We start from the raw sequence: 18,211 nt of genomic DNA on the forward strand, positions 1-18,211 counted from the left end.
GCCCGTCGGCGTGTTCGACAGCGGCGTGGGCGGGCTGAGCGTGCTGGGTGCTCGCTCTCAAGGAGTGTCACAAAGTCATTGGCGGGAAACGTCGGGGCGCCCCAACATGACCAGCCGCTCAACACCGTACGGCGCAAAGCGTTTCCAGGTGCAAGCAGATTGGGCCTCAACCGGCGCAGCCATCATCGGGTCTGTTTCACCACAGGTTGAGGTCTGCCTAGCGCTCCAGATTCTCCCAGGTGGCCGATGTGAGTTTTCCTAGCAGCTGATGTGACATATCGTCGATGGTGTCTGCGAAGGCGGCGCCCTAGCATCGTTCCATGACGATGCCTACCGCAGTTTCGCAGCCAACTGAGGCGAAAAAGGCATCCAGCAGTCGCACCCGCGTGTTATGGACAACCTGTGCTGCACATGCACTCCATGACGGCTACAGCGACATGATTTATGCGCTGCTGCCGATCTGGCAGGCGGAGTTCCAACTCGGCTATGCCTCGCTGGCGTTGGTGCGGGGCGTCTACACTGGGACGATGGCTGTGTTCCAGCTCTCTGCAGGTCGTCTGGCCAGCTGGATCGGAAGCCGTGCCACGCTGGCGCTCGGGACGCTGCTCGCCGCACTGGGCTATGCGGCGGCGGGCCTGTCCGGTGGTCTGCTTGGCTTGTGCGTCGCACTGGCCCTGTCGGGCAGCGGTTCAAGCACCCAGCATCCATTGGCTTCCGGTGCCGTGTCGCGCGCCTATGGGCGCAACGCCCGCGGCCCCCTCGGTATCTACAACTTTGCCGGAGATCTGGGCAAGGCCGCCCTGCCTGCGGCGATCTCGCTGCTGGCCACGATGATGCCGTGGCGGCATGCACTGTGGGCCATGTCGATGATCGGCGCGTTGGTCGCTGCGGGTCTGGCACTTTGGCTTCCGTCAACACCTCGCGACCCGGCGATCGAAGATGTCGACAGCACCGATGAGAAGAATCCGTCAGCCACCGGCTTTCGGCTCCTTCTGGCGATCGGTGTGCTGGACAGCGCTGTGCGCATGGGGCTGCTGACCTTCTTGCCATTCCTGCTCAAAGGCAAGGGCATATCGACGTCAATGCTGGGCACAGCGCTGGCGATGGTCTTCATCGGCGGCGCCGCCGGGAAGTTCATCTGCGGCTGGCTCGGCCAGCGCATGGGCGTCATCGGTACCGTGCTCGCAACCGAATGCGGAACTGCGGTGTGCATCCTATCCGTGATGCTGTGTCCCCTGGTTCCCGCGCTGGCCTTGCTGCCGTTGCTGGGCGCGCTCATGAACGGAACCTCCTCCGTGCTGTACGGCACGGTACCCGAACTTGCACTCGGGGGAAATGACGAACGTGCGTTTGCGCTCTTCTACACAGGCACCATCGGCTCCAGCGCGGTTTCTCCGGTGATGTACGGTCTCCTGGGGGATCGGGTCGGCATCCAGTGGGCTACATGCGCGACGGCACTGACTGCCATCACCGTGGTCCCATTGGCACTGGCGTTGCGCGCGCGTTTGACGCTCACCCAGCAAACGATCTGACGGCAGCCACTCGACGACGAGCCGGACCATCCTGCCTTCTTCTCACTCTCTGGAACTTCACCCATGGAAAATGCTTCTCAGGCACCCGTCATCTTGATCACAGGCGGCAGCCGCGGCGTCGGTGCGGCCACAGCGCGTCTCGCAGCCGCGCAAGGCTATGACGTGGTGATCAGCTATCTCTCAGACGAATCGGCTGCCGATACCGTCATCGCGGACGTGCGAGCCGCGGGCCGCCAGGGGTTGGCGGTGCGAGCTGATAGCGCAGATCCCGCGCAAGTCGCTCGTCTGTTCGCGCAGCTCGACCGGACATTCGGACGCCTCGATGTGCTCGTGAACAACGCCGCCATCTTGCAAAAGCAATGTCGACTGGAAGATCTCGACTTCGAGCGGATGCACCGCATCTTTGCGGTCAACGCCATCGGCCCGATCCTTTGCGCACAGCAAGCGATCAAGCGCATGTCCAGCCGCCACGACGCGCGAGGTGGATCGGTGATCAATGTCTCGTCGGCAGCCGCGCGGCTCGGCAGTCCCAACGAATATGTCGACTACGCCGCATCGAAGGGCGCGCTTGAAACCTTCACGACCGGGTTCGCCAAGGAGGTCGCTCGCGAGGGCATCCGCGTCAACTGCGTTCGCCCGGGTCATATCTACACACAGATGCATGCCAGTGGCGGCGAGCCCGGCAGAGTGGATCGTGTCAAGGACTCGATCCCGATGGGCCGAGGCGGCCAGCCAGAAGAAGTGGCGCGAGCGATCCTGTGGTTGGCCAGCGCCGAAGCCTCCTTTGTCACCGGCACTTTCCTCGACGTGACGGGCGGGAAGTAGCGGTTGTTCAACGCGGCGTGCCGCTTTCGAAGGCACGCAACGCGAAGCGCAACGCTCCCGCCACCACGCTCGCAACGACACGCGGCTGCCCGGGAACTGCGTCATCCACCAGCAGAAAGTCTGCCCGCTGCCCAGTCTCCAAGCGCCCCCGGTCCGTCAACCCCACCGCCGTGGCGGCATGGCGCGAGACCATGCTCCACGCCTCGGAGAACGAAAGCACCTCTCGACGTGCAAGGTCGAATGCAGCGAGCAAAGGCGACGGATAGTAGTAGTCGGACGTCAGCACATCGCACAGGCCCTTGCGGACCATGTCCTCAGCTCCTGGCGCCCCCACGTGACTGCCACCGCGCAACACGTTGGGCGCACCGAACACGATGAGGTCACCCGACGCCCTCGCCTCTTTCGCCGCACCCTCGCTCAGAGGAAACTCGGCCACATTGCAGCCCCAGAGGCTTAGCTGCCGCCGCTGCGTCGCATCCGTATCGTCATGCGACGCGACACTCAGTCCGGCTCGCCTGGCCTGTGCCACGAGCTGTGCCAACCCCGGCGCTTCGGGCACTGCCTGACTGGCCGCCTCTACGCGCTGAACAAAGGTCTGCACATCGCATTCCGCGCGCTCCGCGTACCGGGCGAGATGCACGGGATCGTCCAGCTTGGCCGCCAGCTGCGGCCAATGGTCATTGATGGACAGGAAGTGAACATGGCCAGCTTCGATCCATCGACTTGCGGCAGCCCACCCCTCCACGAATCTGGCTTCCAGTCGCAAGTGAAATCGGTGGTCGGCGCCCCATCGAACGCCGCGCTCCTGCAAGGCGTGAATCATTTGCTCGGCGACGGCCAAGCTGCGCAGCCCGCCTTCCCACGAAATGGTCACGCCGTGATAGGCCGTGGTGATGCCGTTGGCCAACAGCTGGGCGTCGACATCCGTGAGCGCCGTCACATGCGGCACTTGAACTCCTCCCCGGGGCCTGAGTGCCCGCTCGAAGGCATCGCCATGGATGTCAACGATGCCAGGCAGGACGAGCAGGTCGCCGGCATCCAGGAACGCATCGGACGACGCGGCCCTGCGCAGCAGCGTTTCGTCCACGGCGAAGGAGGCCGGCGCCAAGCCTTCAGGCGTGAGCACGCGCGCCCCTCGAATGCCAGCCAGCGGAGGATCGGTAGGAGTCGCGCGCAACATGCGGCGATGCTACCCGAGCTCCGCAAGCGAGGCGGGACAGCACCAAGCGCATCACGTCGTCGTGCGGGGAGTCAGTGACCAGGGATCATCCAGTGAAGATGGTTTTGTTGCAGCCATACCAACACACCCAGCAGAAGGGTCAGGAAGATGCTGTGCTTGAACGTGCGCGCGACGATGGCCCCCTCTTTGCCATGCATCCCCGTGGTTGCAACGCCGCACGCGATGCTCTGCGGGGAGATCATCTTGCCGAAGACGCCCCCGGTCGAGTTCGTGGCTGCCATCAGCGTGGGGCTGAGCCCCAGCTGGTTCGCTGCCACCACCTGCATATTGCCGAACAGGGCATTGCCAGAGGTATCGCTGCCGGTAAGGAAGACCGCGATCCACCCAAGAAAGGCAGACACGAAGGGGAACCATGGACCCACCGCCACGATGCCCAGGCCGAGGCTGTACGTCATCCCGGAATAGTTCATGAGGTAGGCCAGGCCGATGATCATGGCGACAGTGGCCACGGGCACCGCTGTTTGCCGCAAGGTGTCCTTCGCAGCGCCGAAGAAGTCCCTGACTGACAAGCGCATGACGACTGCGGAGACCAACGCAGCAACCAGCACCGCCGTACCGGTCGTCAGCGGCTGGAAGCTCCACACCGCCGGATACGCCTTCTGGTAGACAGTGATGTACACCGCCTTGTCGAGCCCGGGCCAGGGGATAGAGACTTCCCCGATTTTTCCGAGATTCGCGACGGTCCATCCCACGGCAATCACTGCAACGATCAGCCACGGATACCAGCTTTGCCGACCTGTCACGCTCGTTCGGGCAATGCTCGCCCGGTCGATGTTGACATGGTAGTGAGCATCGGGTGCCGGCTTCCAGTAGCGCAGGAAAGTCATCGTCACCACGATCGCCACGATCGCGGCCAGCACGTCACAGATCGCATAGCTCAAGAAGTTGGCGGCAAGGAATTGGGTGATCGCGAAGCTTCCCCCCGCCACGAGTGCAAGCGGCCAGACGGCGCGCAAGCCTTTCACGCCGCTGTAGATCGTCAGCACATAGAAGGGCAGCAGGAAAGCGAAAAAGGGGAGCTGGCGCCCTGCCATCTGGCCCAGCTCCGCGGCAGGCAGCCCGGTGACGGCAGCCAGAACCGTGATCGGCAGGCCCATGGCGCCGAACGCGACCGGAACCGTGTCGAAGATCAGCATGAATACCAGCGCATCGAGCACCGGAAAGCCGAGCGTGACGAGCAAAGCGGACGTGATGGCGATGGGCGTACCAGTCCCCGCCACGGCCTCCAAGAGCGAGCCGAAGAGGAAACCCACCACCAGGAGCACAACCCGTCGATCGTTGGGCACGTTGTCCAGCACCCAAACACGAAAGGCGTCGAGCCGTCCCGCTCGTATGGTCATGTTGAACAAAAAGATCGCCGCGACCACGACCCACATCACGGGCCACACCGCCAACACTGCGCCGAGGGCCACGGCGTTGAAGGCCATGCCGACAGGAAACTGCCAGCCGTAGACCGCAACGGCCAGACCTACGCCCAGGCCAGCGAGACCCGCCTGCCAGCCAGGTCGCCGTAGCACGCCGAGCATCAGCAGCACGGTCGTGATCGGAAGTGCCGCCACGATGAAGGTGGGCAGCAGTGCGCCGCCGATCGGCATCGTCAATTGATGAAACATCTTGTCTCCTGCACTCGCGCGCTCGCGCGAGCTTGCTTTTTGGTTCTTGTTCAGTGCGCCGCGCGCATTTCGCTGTGCTGCGCGTAGATTTGCGAGAGCATGGAAAAGTAGTGCTCGAACGGCGGCGTCTTGACGCCGGGCACCTTGGCCGCGTCATCCCAGCGGCGCAGCCGCATGGCGTCGAGGGCGAAGGGGCGATGCTGAAAGGCATCTGCCTCCTCCTTCGTGTAGATGCCGCCCTGCAGTTTCAGCGTGTGAATGGACAGCGGGCTTAGCTTCGCGCGGTATGTCGGATCGATCGCGCACAGACAGCGCTTGGCCTCGACGTGCAGACCGATGGGATCGACCACTGCGCTTGGGAGAACGGGGCGCAAGAACGGCAGCGCCACGTACTGATGCAGGTCGTCACCCGTTCCAAAAGGCGATCCGTCGTCCGAACTCGGCGCCCCTTCTTCATGGTGCTTGCTCAACCCGATCAGATGCCCCAGGTCGTGCAGGAATGCCGCGACGATCAGTTCCTGCTCGGCGCCTTCGGATTCGCCCAGATGGGCCGTCTGCAGTGCGTGCTCCAGTTGCGTGACTGCTTCCTTGCCGTATGCCCGTGAGCCGTACGCGTCGAATAACGCCCGAATATCTTCAAGCTCCAAAGCCATGCTCGCTCCTTGTTCTCAGGTGTATGAAACGAGCGATGCTATTTTTCGGAGCCGTCTGGTATCAATCGATTTAAGTTGAGACAGGCCTGTGAGTTTTTCTGAACTCGCCCCTGGACCCGACCTGGTTCCAGCTAGCTCGCAACCACTGCGCCCGTGTTGCCGACATCCACGAGCCAGGCACAGAAGGCCTCCACCGCGGCGTCACCCTTGGTTCGCTCCGGGCAGTACCAAAAGTAGCTCCTGGCCGGCAGCGCGTACTGCGGCATGACGTACTGCAGCCGCCCTTCGTTGATGTCATCGGCCACCAAGGCCGTCGGACCGATGGCAACGCCCACGGCGTTGACGGCGGCCTGGATGGACAGGTAAAGGTGCTCGAAGGTCAGTTCGCTGCGGCATTCGATCGTCTGGCTGCCCACTGCCGAAAACCAGTTGGACCAAAGCGCCGGCAGGCTGCTGGTGTGAAGCAGCACATGCTGCTTCAGGTCACTGGGCTGCTGGATCGGTGAACGCAGCAACAACTCCGGCGCCGCGACGGCGATCCGTTGCTCGTCAAGGAATCGCCCCGAACGAAAGCCATGATGGCTTTCCGGGCCTCCGGTCAGGAACACTTCGAAGTCGTTGACGCGCGGCGGCATGGCGTCGGCCGCAATCGACAGCCGGATCTCGACATCGGGATACCTTCTCTGGAAATCCGGCAACCTGGGTATGAGCCAACGCATCGTGAACGTCGGCAAGGACTGCACGCGGATGATGCGGGTCGTCTGCGGCCGCCGGATCTGGTCAGCCACGGAGGCCAGGCTGTTCAGCATGGCATTGACCTCGGTGTGAAAGCGCATGCCATCGGCCGTGAGCTGCAGCCCACGCGGTAGCCGCAGGAACAAAGCAGTGCCCAGCCATTGTTCGAGCACCTGAATCTGCCGGCTGATCGCGCCATGCGTTACGCACAGCTCATCCCCGGCCTTCGTGAAGCTGAGGTGGCGCGCGGCCGCGTCGAAGGCCTTGATGGAATTCAGCGGAGGTAGGGCTCGCATGGCATGCATCAGAACTGAGGAGGACGATCAAAAAGCATACATCCGTTGATCTGCATAAAAACTCACCCGGCATGTGAGCAATGGTCGATTGATCGTGAAGCCCCCGAAACCCAGAATCGCGGCCTCCTTCACTGCGCCTCTCACAGGCCCGACGCCCTCCGTCGTGTCACCTCGATGATCCACTTGCTGAACCTTCTCGCTGCGATCGCTCTGCTCGTGTGGGGCACGGGAATCGTGCGCACCGGCGTCATTCAACTCTTTGGTGCCAACCTGCGCGATGTTCTCTCGCGCAGCCTGAGAAATCGCTTTCTGGCGATGTTCGCGGGCGTGACGGTGACAGGCATCGTCCAGTCGAGCACGGCCACGGCGGTACTCGTCTCATCGTTCGTCGGCAGCGGCCTGGTCGGCCTGCCCGCTGGATTGGCCGTGATGCTCGGCGCGGAGGTCGGCACCAGCCTGATGGCGGTGGTGTTCTCCTTCGACCTGTCCTGGCTTTCACCGCTGCTCGTGCTTGCGGGGGTCGTGCTCGTCACCGGCTCAGACAAGCGACCGCGCGCCCGCGTGGGCCATGTGCTGATTGGCTTCGGGCTGATCACGCTCGGGCTGCAACTGATCGTCAGTGCGACCCAGCCCCTGCTCGCCTCTGCAACGTTCCGCAGCTTGGTGCTCGCGCTGCCCGACGATGTGCTTCTGGAGATCGCCGTCGGCGCCCTGCTGACGATGGCGACCTATTCAAGTCTCGCCTTTGTGCTCCTGACCGCGACATTGACGGCTTCGGGCGTCCTGCCGATGCCAATGGCAATGTGCCTCGTGTTAGGCGCGAACATCGGTAGCGGAATTCTGGCGCTGCTCACCAGCTCGGGACCACGTGCGATCCGCATGCGGCTCCCGCTCGGCAGCCTGCTGTTCAAGCTGCTCGGATGCGCCCTGGCAGTGGTCATGCTCCCCCAGATTGAACATCTGCTGCAACAGAACTTCTCGAGCTTGCATACCCAGGTGATTGCCTTTCACCTGGGGTTCAACCTCACGCGGGCCGTGCTTCTGATCGGACTGACGGGACCGATGGCGAAGGTTGTCGAAACGCTGCTGCCCACCCCTGCCGCGCCGCTCGGCGAGATTCGCCCGCAACATCTCGATCCTGGCGCCTTGGCGACCCCTTCCCTTGCGATCAGCTGTGCGGCTCGCGAGGCCCTGCGCCAAGCGGATCTGGTTGAAGCCATGCTCACCGGCATTCTTCCGGTGCTTCGCAACGCCGACCTCACGCTGGCCGAGCAGTTGCGCAAGATGGACGACCGCGTCGACGAAATCTGCTCGTCGATCAAGTTCTACCTCACACAGATCCCTCGCGATGCGTTGCCGGAGAAAGAAGGACGCCGCTGGTCGAACATTGTCTCGTTCACCATCCACATGGAACAGGTTGGCGACCTCGTCGAGCATGTGATCCAAGACCTCGAGGACAAGCAGATCCGCAAGGCCAGCCGCTTCTCGGATGCCGGGATGGGAGAAATCGCGGATCTGCACTCGCGATTGATCGCCAACCTGAGACTGGCGATGAGCGTTTTCCTGGACGGCCAGGTGCACGATGCGAAAGCACTGCTTGAGGAGAAGGCTCGGTTCCGCGAGCTGGAACACGCGTATGCGGCCAACCATCTTGCACGTCTCCAGATGCAGACGAGCCAAAGCATCGAAACGAGCTCACTGCACCTCGATCTCATCAGCGATCTCAAGCGCATCAACTCCCTCATCTGCTCCATCGCGTATCCGATCCTCGAGACAGCCGGCGCGTTGACAAAGACACGGCTGCGTCATTCGAGCGCAGTGCCGGCGACCTCCGCACAGGAACCCGCCGCCTGACCGGCACTCCCGGCCATCTTCAACGTCGCACTCTATGACCACCCCCAATTCATCGCCTACCTGCGTCGTCGGGCAAAGCAGCAGCACCTTTCTCGACGACCTGCTCGCGACCGCGCGTCAGAGCGGCCGGCGGAAGATCGCCATGGTGTTTCCCTGCGACACAGCCGCGCTTGAGACAGGCTCTCGGCTGGCCGAAGAAAACATCGCCGACGTGAGCTTGTTCGGCCCGCGCGATCGTCTGCTTGAGCTCGGGGCGCGCGAAGGCATCGATCTGCAGCGATTTGAATTGATCGACACCGGCGCCGGCGCTGCGTCGGCTGCTCAGAAAGCTTGCAAGCTTGCAGCCGCAGGAAGCCTCGACATGTTGATGAAGGGCTCACTCCATACCGACGAACTGATGCGCGCGGTGGTCGCGCGCAACGACGGGCTGCGCACGCAGCGGCGCATCTCTCATGCCTTTGTGCTTCAAGTGCCGGGCCGCCCATCGCCGCTGATCATCTCCGACTGCGTCGTGAACGTGGCACCGACGTTGGGCGAGAAGGTGGAAATTCTTGAACATGCCATTTATTTGGCAAGAGCGCTCGGCATCGTCCGGCCAAGAGCTGCCGTCATCTCCTTCACCGAATCGGTCTTACAGGGTGCCCCGAGCACGCTCGATGCCGCAGCCATTGCGAAGATGGCGCAACGCGGTCAGATCTTCGATGCGGCTGTGGATGGTCCGCTTGCCTTCGACAACGCGGTGTCCACGGCATCTGCGACCGCCAAGGGCATCGACTCATCCGTCGCCGGCAGAGCAGACATTCTGCTGATGCCGAACCTCGAAGCTGGCAATGCCCTCTACAAGTCCCTCGTTTACATGGCTGGCGCGTCGTGTGCCGGTGTCGTGCTGGGAACGAAAAGGCCTGTAGTCCTCACCAGCCGCACGGACAGTCTCGAATCCAAGGTGTACTCGGCGGCGCTGGCAAGCGTGCTGCTGCGAGACGAATGCACACCCTGATGAGCTGGGCGCCCATGCTCGTGAGGCAACACCCGCTTTGACAAAAACGGTCAGACCATGAAGCAAATCCTTGTGTACGGGGACAGCATAAGTTGGGGCATGGTCCCCGGCACCCGCGAACGTTACGCCTTCGACCAACGGTGGCCGGGTGTTCTGGAAGCCGCACTTCACAGCGCCGGTTTGCGGGAGATTCGCGTCGTGGAGAACTGCCTTCCCGGCCGAAAAACAATCTGGGACGATCCATTTCGTCCGGGCCGAAATGGCGCGTCAGGTCTCGGCGAGGTGATCGAGATGTGCTCGCCACTGGAGTTGGTGATCATTCAATTGGGAACCAACGACTTCCAGGCCCCGTTCGGCATCAAGGCCTGGGCAGCCGCCTCCGGCGTCGGAAAGCTGGTTGAGACCGTACGCCAAGCCCCGGTGGAGCCCGGCATGCCCCGGCCTCGCATACTGGTCGTCGCGCCGCCGGAGATCATTCAGCCAAAGTGCGGCAACGAGAAGAAGTTTGAAGGTGCGGTCGAGCGAAGCAAAGGGTTCGCCGCGGCGTTGGCGGAGATGGCGGCGACGAAATCTGTTCACTTCTTCGACCTGAACCCCATCACGGGCCGCAGCGAAATCGACGGAATCCATCTTGGTGCCGACCAACATGACGTCGTCGGAAAGGCGGCCGCGTCGGTCGTGCGTGAGCTGATCGTTCAAGCAAAGGACATATCTGGCTCCGCGTGCGCGAGATGAGGAGTTGCCCTTGCCAGCCAGTCCGTGCGGCGCTACAACTTTCCTGAAAGCATGAGTCGCAGTCGGATGCGAATCGAACCACCGCAACGGTAAGGCTCAGCTCGACCTTGCAAGCCGATCCGTCAAAAGGACTCGCCCATCACCGCGTGATGCGGTCAAAAGAGGGGGTGTGGAAGTCCAGAGCGCCGAAACACGAGCATTCAAGAGCCGGCGAAACGAGGACAGCCTAGAGAGAGTTCGATCGCGCAGCTCTTGACATTTCCCTGCAGCTTCGGCGTTCGCATACGAAGGTCGCGGGTCACGGGCGACACGGGATGTCGCACAGCCCTCACGGCTGCCCTCGCCGCATCACAAATCACGAGCAACAAGGGCAGGCGCAGCATGAAATTCATGTCGACGGGCGCCGTGCAAGATCGGCAGCTCATCTCGCATGTGGCGGTCTCGCCTTCGGCACCACTGCGCGAGTGGGTACCACAGACCCGAGTATCTTCGTCAGCTCAGACGAAAGAAGATGGGCCGGGCCCTGGCGTTTTCAGAACGTGGGCCCCCTCTTGCAGTAAAGTCGGAGTTCCTCAACACGGAACCCGCAAGGGAGGCCCCCAATGGCCACACCGGATGAGGCAACAGAAAACGCGTCAGCGGCCAGCGTTCTTGGAACGGAGATCGCGCTGACTGCCGCTCTACGCGCTCTGATCAAGGCGCATCCGCATCCAACCCTTCTCGCTGACGAGTTCGTGCAGCAGCGACAGTTTTCGCAAGCACAACTCGAAGCGAGCTCGCTCCCTGAGAAAGCACTACAAGGGTTCGAGTTGACTTGGGCGCTGATACTTCATCAGGACCCGGCGCAGGAAGTACGTCTCGTCTCGGAGCTGTAGAGCAAGCGGGCATCTGGTGACCCGTCCTCAGGCTTTCCGCTCAGCGGAGGGACGGCTGACGCCTCTCATGGAAGAATCGCATGCGACCGCAGCGGGAGCGAAATCGCTCGGCCGCACCAAGAGCCCTGGACGGAGCAAAGTCTCGTCCAGCAGTTGCAGCCATTCCTCAGGTGTGCGTTGGCTCAGACGCGTTTTCATCGGACAACCGCTGTACCCTGTCGATTTTTGCGTTTGGCGTCGGCATGGAGCTAACTGGCCTGCAGCGAACATGACTGCCGGCACCTTCCTTCGCGATCCCCAACGGGATGGGCTTAAGCCTCTACCTTCGCCATAAGAGCCCGCCGTGGCGGATCGATCATGCATCGATCGCTTGTAACCCCAAAATTCCGCAACTTGCCGTAGAGAATGGCCTGATCGTGACTTTTCCTTGCCGCCACCATGGGCGTCCTGCGATGAGCCGCATCGATGCGCTGTCACACTGTGCATAGAGTCGGTGTAGCTACGCTCCGGCGCACAGCGACTGCGTGCGCACGTAGTCCGCGCACTGGGAGGCGGAAACGCCCACCACGGCCACTTGTTCTCCAATACGCCTGCGCATCAACATTCCTATGCACGACGGCTTCAGCGTGTAGTGCGCGGCGAAGGTCTCTCGACCATCGATTTCCGGGAGAGATATTCAGCCGGGTAACTTTGCCGCGAGCACGTCAACTCTCTGAATGGACGGCGGTTCGGAGAACAGCTCACCTGCCTGTGCCATCAAAGCCGCCGCAACCTTGCCAGAAAGATGGGCTTGGCGGCCTGCTTCGTCCGGAAAGGCGTCGAAGATTCCGAAGGTTGTTGGCCCCAGGCGAATGCCAAACCAAGCGGTAGTGGCAGGCTCTTGCATGACGAGCGGAAGACCGCTCAGAAGAAAATCTTCGACGTCTTTCTCCTTCCCGGGCTTCGCTTCCAGGCGAACGAATAACGCGACTGTGACCATAAGAGGCTTTCTTTCGTTAAACGCGACTGGTGTGGGCGCGTTGGGCAGAGCAGTCTGCGCCATTTGATTGACCATGTCGCGAACAACCTTTCTTCCATGTCAGCTTCACGGCATCGAGAGCCGGAGCTGACACCCACTGGGGTGGCATAAAGTGATGATTCACGCGGACAGCCGATGCGTCGTTACTAGCGGGGCTGATGGGGACGTGCGCAGGTCAAGCGCCTTATCGTCGGGCTGATCGATGGCCGTGCGTAAGGCCTCCAGCGCGAGCCGCCTTACCCGCTAGACAGGTTCTGGTAATGGCCTCATCTTCTGGAAGGCTACCCCTCCCGACGACCTCGGCAGGGCAGGACACGGGATTCGCCCCAGGTTGATGGAGCGTACCAGGCCAATGCGCTGAGCGGGCTTGCAAAGCCGCGGGGCGCCGTCCGACGTATCCAGCGCGCACCGACCCGTACTTTGCACCAAACTTCCGGACCCGCCCCTATGCAGCACCTCTCTCCGCGGCTGGTCAAGCCGACCGTACTGCTTGTTGCAGCCTTATTCGCGACGCTATTCGTCGCCAGCTGTGCTGTCTCACCGAATGTCAAGATCCGGCCGGTGCCGCAGGTCGACCTGCACCGCTTCGTTGGCGACTGGTATGTCATCGGGAACATCCCTACGCGTCCCGAGCGCAACGCATTCAACGCGGTCGAGTCGTATACGCTGCAGCCCGACGGCAGAATCGCCACTCGGTTCCGCTATCGTGAAGGCGCCTTTGACGGCGAGCTCAAGACGATGAACCCGATTGCCACTGTAGTGCCCGGGACCAACAATGCGGTTTGGGGCATGCAGTTCGTCTGGCCGATCAAGGCCGAATACGTGATCGTCGACATCGACAGCGATTACCAGCTGACCATCATAGGTCGCAGCGACCGCGACTACGCTTGGATCATGGCGCGCACGCCGCAAATCTCCGAGACGTCCTACCAGAATGCGGTGGCGCGTCTGAAGGAACTCGGCTATTCGGTGGACAGGCTCCGCCGTGTGCCGCAGCGCTGGCCGGAGACGCCTTCAGCGGTTGCGCGGCCGTAGCGCCTCAGGAGTTCCCTGCCAGCAACAATCTCAGCTCGCGCCACGAAGCCAAAACTGCACTCACCGACTGGACTTGCCAGCTCGACGAATGAGCAGCTTCAGCCAACGGCCGATGTTTAGCCCGTGGATTTCAGAGTCATCTAATCGTCCAGTCGATGCGACCACCTTCATCCAGTCAAAGCGCCCGAAGGAGGATCGACAAATCGCGTCGTCCAATCCTACCGACAACGCGGCACCGATGGACGCTGCTCACTGGTCTTGGCTTCGCGCTTCAATCTTGTAGCTGACCCATCCCCAATAGTCGTCTACGGTTTCTCTGCGCCGTACGGCTTCTTGCCAATGCGGCCGAGTGAATACAGGATGCTGATTGACCGGCAGAGCATACTTCTCACGCAAGGCTTCCGGACTGAGAGGCTCATCGTCCGCCCGGATATCCGTGACAACTTGGAGATCGTCGCCTCCGTCACGGACATGGGGCCAGCTCAACTCAAACATGACACAGTCGCGACCGGCCGACTTTGCTTTCCATAGCGAGTCATCTGCTTTTTTCAAAGAAACTGACTGATTCCGATATTCGGTCAATGGCGCAACCCCAACCGAGACGGTGACACGCAAACGCTGCGCTCCGATCCTAAAATGGCCTTGAGAGAACGCGCGACGCAATTCCTCGCAAACCGCTAGCACCTTGGCAACCTCCATGCCGCGAAACACCATTCCGAACTCCTCTCCACCAAGTCTGGCAACACAGATGTCGTCACCTTGATGAACCTGGAGCATTTTTGCGGCTTCGACCAATACGACATCTCCTGCATCATGCCCATAGCGATCGTTGACGGCCTTGAAGAAGTCAAGGTCGAATATTGCGACAGCCGCTTTCGCACCTTCGACGACTGCTTGCTGAGCACGTTCAAGCTGTACTCCAAATCGTCTTCTATTGGCCAAACCTGTCAGCGAATCCGTTTCCGACAGCTCGACCAACTGGCGATTTAGCGCCGAAAGCTCTGAGTGCGCCTGCTGCAGCGCTCTCTTCCGAGAAATCACGTCGGTCACATCAGTCCAGATGCTGACCAGTTCATCTTCCCACCATTGTTCTTGGATACGATAGAAGCGACCTGACCGCGCCTGAAGTGTCACCGGGTGATGCAGCGGCCCTTCAACTTCGCTCAGGCACAACTTTTCGAACTCAGCGTCGCGCTCGAATATCTCGTGAAACTTCTTCCAGTAGCTCGCTTGGGTAACTCTTCGTTCAATTGCTGGAACACCCCGAATTAGACTGAGAAAGTGTTCCGAGAAAAATCTCGTATTCACGTAGCGCAGACTTCCATCGGCATCATGGACCGTGATGCCCACGTTCACCGCCGCAATAAGTCGATGCAGAAGTTCGCTGTCCGTGCCGGGTGCGATTTGGGTACTGATGTCTCTCCATAACTTGAAGCGCCCACCTTCCGGCAGCAAGAACATGCGAAGCTCGAGCCATCGGCCGTCGGCCCGCTGATACTGGATCGGTCCCTGTTCGTTCAGGTGCCTCGACATACCATTTTCCGTCGCCTCAACCATCTGCTCCGGCGTCGACGCCGGATGCTGTAGCCGCAGAAACGCCTTCAACGTTTCCTCGAACGTCGTTCCCACCCGGATCCAGGAAGCGACTTCCGGAAAGAACTCCGTATAGAGAGCGTTCCAACCGGTGATGCGATTCTGAGCGTCGTAACAGCACACGGCGCATCCGCCATGAACCAACAACGCCTGCAGCAGTGCATCAGGAGGGGCTTGAAGAGACGACATCGAGGGATTCCAAGCAGAGGGCCGCCAGGGCCGCGACGCCAAATCTTCCCAGATTCCCAGCGACGCTCAACCTCGGCGCAACGGCGTTCTAGGCAGCTTCGGTCTGGCGACACTCGGCCGGTTTTCATGTCAGGGCGCGGCACGCGCCCAGCGCACCGCCACAAAGGCGCGGCTGCCGCGCCGTTGATGGTGCGCGTACAAGCGCTGAAACGACGGCCACCGGAAGTTCGGGCGCGGTCAGCCTCTCCGGAAAATGGCTTGCGCAGCTCGGTTGTTACAATTTCTGCCTGCCATCATGGCTCACTTGTGATCCAAGTAAGCTTAAGGGGCGTATATGAGGCATGAGCGCCGTTCAAGAAGTCGTAGTGCCCGAACCCGACACGGGCGTGTCCAAGCTGCCTTGGCTGTCTGTCGTAACCAAGGTGCAACGACGAGGTACAGTGCCAACCAGCGAACAACTCAATGAGTGGGTGGAGGCGGTAGCGGCGACCAATAGCCGACAGGCGTTTGCCGCTCTCTTTAAGCATTTTGCCCCTAGAGTCAAGGCTTACATGATGCTCTGTGGCTCGTCGGAGACGTCCGCTGAGGAGTTGGCGCAGGAAACGATGGTGAGCCTTTGGCGAAAGGCCAAGCTCTTCGACCCGAAGCGAGCGGCATTGTCCACATGGATCTTCGCGATCGCGAGGAATCTTCGGGTGGATTCATTACGGCGAGACAGCGTCCCCTTGGTGCCAGACGAAGAGGATCTGGCGACGCAGTTGGTTGACCCGGGTCCGGCCCTGGAAGAAGGTGTGTGGACTGGAGAGAATGCAGTACGCATTCGACTGGCTATGTCGCAGCTTTCTCCAGAGCAGAAGCATCTGCTGAGCCTGTCATTTTTCAAAGATCACCCCCATCCAGAGATCGCGCAAGAGCTTGGGCTTCCGTTAGGCACTGTGAAGTCGCGCATTCGAAGGGCGCTTGCGCGCCTGCGCGAGTTGCTTGAAGGAATGCAACAATGATCCGCCATCATCCCGCTGACGACCTCTTGCTTTCACTCGCCGCGGGAACGCTCTCCATCGGCGCAACGCTCGTAGTGCGCACTCACATCGAGACCTGCGCTCAATGCCAGGAGCGCCTTGGACTCTTCGAAGCAGTCGGCGGGGTCATAGTTGAGGACCTGCCGCCTGCATCTCTTTCGGCGCAAGCACTGGCACGAACACTTGCGGCGATTGATCAGCCAGCGTCGGTTCACAAGACACCATCTTCGCGCACTTTCGAACGAGGTGAGCGGCCCTCGCTGCCTGCCGGCATGGCGTGGCCTCGCGCCCTAGAGGCCTGCACCTCAACCCCCTGGAGATTTCTCGCTCCTGGCATGCGATGGAGCAGACTTCGCCTTCCTTCACATCCGGATGCAAAGCTATTCCTGTTGCGCATCGGCTCGGGCCGCAGCTTACCTTTTCATACCCACAATGGCACCGAGCTAACCCAGGTGCTTCACGGCGCTTTTGAAGACGGACGTGAGGTATTTGGCACCGGTGACTTTGATGCCGCAGATCACAGCATCCATCATTGTCCAACCGTCGCACCCGGGACCGACTGCATCTGCTTCGCCGCAGTCGAAGGCAAGATGCGATTTGATAGTCCGATTGCACGCGCAATGGCCAGCCTGATCGGGATGTAAGTCTCGGCAATAGTAGGAAGGCAAAGGGATTTCAAATTTTTGCCTTCTTCTTTGCATTGATTTGCCAAAGTACAAACGACCTCTTGTTCTGGCGACAGCCTCGACAGCTTGAAGCAAGCCAGCGCAGTAGATCACAGGAGAGATTTTCCGACGCCCCCCATCAGTGACCGGTGCGGTGCGTGTCTATCTCGCATACTCGCCTTCTCATCGTCTCGTGCGAGAGGGATCTCCAGGCTTCAGCGGCCGACATCACATCGGCCTCTAGCGATCCATCGCGCGACGGCTTCACCTGGCAGGGCACGAGTTTGCTCTGGCAATGCGTAGGTTAATAACCGCGCGCATGGCGGATGAACTAGATGCCCAAGCTTTTGCGAACCAAAACGCTGGTGAAAACTCGATCTTCGCTGACAGAAGCAGCACCCTGCAAAGGCTACAACCAGGGCTGATTCCCGCGCGCCCAACTTTCAAATCCACTCTCCACTGAGAAAGAACTATGCGACTTCACGCCACATGCAAGATGAGAGTGCAAGCAAGTAGTGACTGCCCTGTCGTCGCGATGCTTCGCCCCCGCAGTGGCGATGCGCAGTGGATGGTCAGTGAGCGCTACGAACTTCAGCCGTGGGTGACAACCACGGAATACGTCGACGTGTTTGGCAACCTGTGTCAGCGCCTCACCGTGCCAAAAGGCGAGATGCGCATCGAGGTTGAGATGATCATGGAAGCCGAGGCTGCGATCGCCGTCGCGCCCGATGCAGAAGCAGTAGCGGTCCGCGACCTGCCCTCGGACACGCTGCAATACTTGCTTCAAAGCCGCTACTGCCCTTCTGACAAGATGGAGGACCGTGCGCTCCAGATCGTCGGGGACACCAAATCGGGCTATGCCCAAGTCGAAGTCATTCGACGCTGGATCCACGAACACCTTGAGTACAGGTATGGCGTGAGCGATGGATCCACGGATGCGCTCGACACCCTTTCTGATGGCGCAGGCGTGTGTCGCGACTTCTCACACGTGGCTATCGGCATGTGCCGTGCCCTGCGCATCCCCGCCCGCATGGTGGTCGGTTACTTGTACCAACTCGAGCCCATGGACATGCACGCCTGGTTCGAGGCTTTCGTCGGCGGGCGGTGGTATACCTTCGACGCGACGCAGGCAGAACCGCAAGGCGGTCGAATCGTCTTGGCCTATGGGCGCGATGCGGCTGATGTCGCGTTCCTCTCGAACTATGGGCCGCTTGAAGTCACCGAGATGGCAATCTCAGTCGACGAACTGAAAGCAAATACTTCTACCGCGGCGTTGTCGAGCTAGCAACAGCACGCCATTCTTACCAAGGTGTGCAACACATGCTGAAGCAGCGGAC

General features: G+C 61.0%; 16 protein-coding genes. 10 read left to right on the plus strand and 6 right to left on the minus strand.

All coding sequences use genetic code 11. From position 1 onward, the window contains the following. Positions 1-326 precede the first annotated feature (326 nt). Positions 327-1,532, plus strand: a complete 1,206-nt coding sequence (locus tag KV106_RS38485) for an MFS transporter (RefSeq protein WP_261217593.1) — start codon at positions 327-329, stop codon at positions 1,530-1,532. A gap of 63 nt (positions 1,533-1,595) precedes the next feature. Then, positions 1,596-2,357, plus strand: a complete 762-nt coding sequence (locus KV106_RS38490; protein ID WP_261217541.1) for a glucose 1-dehydrogenase — start codon at positions 1,596-1,598, stop codon at positions 2,355-2,357. A gap of 7 nt (positions 2,358-2,364) precedes the next feature. Here the strand turns inward: KV106_RS38490 and KV106_RS38495 are convergent, their stop codons facing one another. From KV106_RS38495 to gcvA, 4 genes are all read right to left on the minus strand, one after another. Next, a complete protein-coding gene (locus tag KV106_RS38495; protein WP_261217542.1) occupies positions 2,365-3,537 on the minus strand; it encodes an alpha-D-ribose 1-methylphosphonate 5-triphosphate diphosphatase in 1,173 nt (390 codons plus the stop codon). 71 nt (positions 3,538-3,608) lie between these two features. Next, a complete protein-coding gene (locus tag KV106_RS38500) occupies positions 3,609-5,210 on the minus strand; it encodes an L-lactate permease (protein ID WP_261217544.1) in 1,602 nt (533 codons plus the stop codon). Positions 5,211-5,260: 50 nt separating this feature from the next. Then, on the minus strand, positions 5,261-5,863 hold the full coding sequence (locus KV106_RS38505) for an HD domain-containing protein (RefSeq protein WP_057591482.1): 603 nt from the start codon (positions 5,861-5,863) through the stop codon (positions 5,261-5,263). Between the two features lie 131 nt (positions 5,864-5,994). Beyond that, positions 5,995-6,894 (minus strand): transcriptional regulator GcvA, encoded by a 900-nt coding sequence (gene gcvA / locus KV106_RS38510; protein ID WP_261217546.1) that lies wholly within the window; start codon positions 6,892-6,894, stop codon positions 5,995-5,997. A 174-nt stretch (positions 6,895-7,068) separates the two neighbouring features. Here gcvA and KV106_RS38515 point away from each other — a divergent pair, with 174 nt between their 5' ends. The 4 genes from KV106_RS38515 (at position 7,069) to KV106_RS38530 (ending at position 11,355) form a co-directional block, all read left to right on the plus strand. Beyond that, positions 7,069-8,748: a Na/Pi cotransporter family protein gene (locus KV106_RS38515; RefSeq protein ID WP_261217547.1), complete on the plus strand. Its 1,680-nt coding sequence runs from the start codon at positions 7,069-7,071 to the stop codon at positions 8,746-8,748. A 34-nt stretch (positions 8,749-8,782) separates the two neighbouring features. Continuing rightward, positions 8,783-9,745, plus strand: coding sequence for a bifunctional enoyl-CoA hydratase/phosphate acetyltransferase (locus tag KV106_RS38520; protein ID WP_261217549.1), 963 nt, complete (start codon positions 8,783-8,785; stop codon positions 9,743-9,745). 57 nt (positions 9,746-9,802) lie between these two features. Next, the gene (locus tag KV106_RS38525; protein ID WP_261217551.1) at positions 9,803-10,480 is read left to right on the plus strand and encodes an SGNH/GDSL hydrolase family protein; all 678 of its coding nucleotides are present in this window, start codon (positions 9,803-9,805) and stop codon (positions 10,478-10,480) included. A gap of 602 nt (positions 10,481-11,082) precedes the next feature. Continuing rightward, positions 11,083-11,355, plus strand: coding sequence for a hypothetical protein (locus KV106_RS38530; RefSeq protein ID WP_172705538.1), 273 nt, complete (start codon positions 11,083-11,085; stop codon positions 11,353-11,355). Positions 11,356-12,031: 676 nt separating this feature from the next. On the opposite strand, the gene KV106_RS38535 is transcribed toward KV106_RS38530, so the two are convergent. Then, positions 12,032-12,334 (minus strand): putative quinol monooxygenase, encoded by a 303-nt coding sequence (locus KV106_RS38535; RefSeq protein WP_057598578.1) that lies wholly within the window; start codon positions 12,332-12,334, stop codon positions 12,032-12,034. A 486-nt stretch (positions 12,335-12,820) separates the two neighbouring features. Here KV106_RS38535 and KV106_RS38540 point away from each other — a divergent pair, with 486 nt between their 5' ends. After that, positions 12,821-13,408 (plus strand): lipocalin family protein, encoded by a 588-nt coding sequence (locus KV106_RS38540; RefSeq protein WP_261217554.1) that lies wholly within the window; start codon positions 12,821-12,823, stop codon positions 13,406-13,408. A gap of 249 nt (positions 13,409-13,657) precedes the next feature. Here the strand turns inward: KV106_RS38540 and KV106_RS38545 are convergent, their stop codons facing one another. After that, on the minus strand, positions 13,658-15,190 hold the full coding sequence (locus KV106_RS38545) for a sensor domain-containing diguanylate cyclase (protein WP_261217556.1): 1,533 nt from the start codon (positions 15,188-15,190) through the stop codon (positions 13,658-13,660). Positions 15,191-15,531: 341 nt separating this feature from the next. Here KV106_RS38545 and KV106_RS38550 point away from each other — a divergent pair, with 341 nt between their 5' ends. The 3 genes from KV106_RS38550 (at position 15,532) to KV106_RS38560 (ending at position 18,159) form a co-directional block, all read left to right on the plus strand. After that, the gene (locus KV106_RS38550) at positions 15,532-16,191 is read left to right on the plus strand and encodes a sigma-70 family RNA polymerase sigma factor (RefSeq protein ID WP_082322164.1); all 660 of its coding nucleotides are present in this window, start codon (positions 15,532-15,534) and stop codon (positions 16,189-16,191) included. Beyond that, on the plus strand, positions 16,188-16,853 hold the full coding sequence (locus tag KV106_RS38555; RefSeq protein WP_261217559.1) for a ChrR family anti-sigma-E factor: 666 nt from the start codon (positions 16,188-16,190) through the stop codon (positions 16,851-16,853). The genes KV106_RS38550 and KV106_RS38555 overlap by 4 nt, the downstream gene beginning before the upstream one ends. Positions 16,854-17,370: 517 nt before the next feature. Continuing rightward, positions 17,371-18,159, plus strand: a complete 789-nt coding sequence (locus KV106_RS38560; protein WP_261217560.1) for a transglutaminase family protein — start codon at positions 17,371-17,373, stop codon at positions 18,157-18,159. Positions 18,160-18,211: the final 52 nt, after the last annotated feature.

The sequence above is a fragment of the Variovorax endophyticus genome, from assembly GCF_025376855.1.
In the GTDB taxonomy this organism is placed as follows: domain Bacteria; phylum Pseudomonadota; class Gammaproteobacteria; order Burkholderiales; family Burkholderiaceae_C; genus Variovorax.

Bases quoted from the DNA above. Each gene is read 5' to 3' on its own strand.
- KV106_RS38485 (WP_261217593.1), top strand. From the start codon at position 327: ATGCCTACCGCAGTTTCGCAGCCAACTGAGGCGAAAAAGGCATCCAGC.
- KV106_RS38490 (WP_261217541.1), top strand. From the start codon at position 1,596: ATGGAAAATGCTTCTCAGGCACCCGTCATCTTGATCACAGGCGGCAGC.
- KV106_RS38495 (WP_261217542.1), bottom strand. From the start codon at position 3,537: ATGTTGCGCGCGACTCCTACCGATCCTCCGCTGGCTGGCATTCGAGGG.
- KV106_RS38500 (WP_261217544.1), bottom strand. From the start codon at position 5,210: ATGTTTCATCAATTGACGATGCCGATCGGCGGCGCACTGCTGCCCACC.
- KV106_RS38505 (WP_057591482.1), bottom strand. From the start codon at position 5,863: ATGGCTTTGGAGCTTGAAGATATTCGGGCGTTATTCGACGCGTACGGC.
- gcvA (WP_261217546.1), bottom strand. From the start codon at position 6,894: ATGCGAGCCCTACCTCCGCTGAATTCCATCAAGGCCTTCGACGCGGCC.
- KV106_RS38515 (WP_261217547.1), top strand. From the start codon at position 7,069: ATGATCCACTTGCTGAACCTTCTCGCTGCGATCGCTCTGCTCGTGTGG.
- KV106_RS38520 (WP_261217549.1), top strand. From the start codon at position 8,783: ATGACCACCCCCAATTCATCGCCTACCTGCGTCGTCGGGCAAAGCAGC.
- KV106_RS38525 (WP_261217551.1), top strand. From the start codon at position 9,803: ATGAAGCAAATCCTTGTGTACGGGGACAGCATAAGTTGGGGCATGGTC.
- KV106_RS38530 (WP_172705538.1), top strand. From the start codon at position 11,083: ATGGCCACACCGGATGAGGCAACAGAAAACGCGTCAGCGGCCAGCGTT.
- KV106_RS38535 (WP_057598578.1), bottom strand. From the start codon at position 12,334: ATGGTCACAGTCGCGTTATTCGTTCGCCTGGAAGCGAAGCCCGGGAAG.
- KV106_RS38540 (WP_261217554.1), top strand. From the start codon at position 12,821: ATGCAGCACCTCTCTCCGCGGCTGGTCAAGCCGACCGTACTGCTTGTT.
- KV106_RS38545 (WP_261217556.1), bottom strand. From the start codon at position 15,190: ATGTCGTCTCTTCAAGCCCCTCCTGATGCACTGCTGCAGGCGTTGTTG.
- KV106_RS38550 (WP_082322164.1), top strand. From the start codon at position 15,532: ATGAGCGCCGTTCAAGAAGTCGTAGTGCCCGAACCCGACACGGGCGTG.
- KV106_RS38555 (WP_261217559.1), top strand. From the start codon at position 16,188: ATGATCCGCCATCATCCCGCTGACGACCTCTTGCTTTCACTCGCCGCG.
- KV106_RS38560 (WP_261217560.1), top strand. From the start codon at position 17,371: ATGAGAGTGCAAGCAAGTAGTGACTGCCCTGTCGTCGCGATGCTTCGC.